This window comes from Neobacillus paridis, assembly GCF_016765675.1.
Taxonomy (GTDB): Bacteria; Bacillota; Bacilli; order Bacillales; family Cytobacillaceae; genus Neobacillus; species Neobacillus paridis.
Genome location: NZ_JAESWB010000373.1, coordinates 1 through 510, shown reverse-complemented (window position 1 = coordinate 510; position 510 = coordinate 1). Strand labels below are relative to the sequence as shown.

1 protein-coding gene is annotated in these 510 nt (G+C 49.6%); it reads left to right on the top strand.

The annotated features are described in order from the left end of the window. Nucleotides 1-205, top strand: a 205-nt coding sequence (locus JK635_RS29245) for a transposase (protein ID WP_202656334.1), incomplete at its 5' end; no start/stop codon positions are given. Nucleotides 206-510: the final 305 nt, after the last annotated feature.

Sequence of the window (510 nt, the reverse complement as noted above, 5' to 3'; positions counted from 1 at the left end):
CGAAGCAAAACCGGCAAAGAATCGCAACAAGTCCAAAATCCGGGCACGGGAAGAACACGTGTTTGCCGTGGTTAAGCGACTGTGGGGCTTTACCAAGGTGCGCTATCGCGGCTTGCCCAAGAATGCCAACCGGGCCTTCACGGCGCTGGCGTTGGCTAATATTTACCTGGCACGCCATAGGCTCATGGCACCAGTACGCCCATAGTAGGCAAAACAGGCTGAAAAGCCTGGAGTAACTGGCCGTAAGGGCTATAAACAAGGCACTGAAACCGTCCCTTTATTTGGATCCAGCCATATAGGCCAGTCTCACCGGAAAAAGAAGGCTTGTTCAGCGTAGCCTAAGTTAGACCTGCATGACGGCACAATGACTACACTCCTTCAAGTGTGGCTCCACTTTTGCATAAAAAAAAGACCGCAACATGGCTTAGATCGGGGTCATGACACTTTCCCCGCTATCACATCGAATAAAACTCTTGCGATTAGCGACAATTTCTTTAATAGTAAGATCTT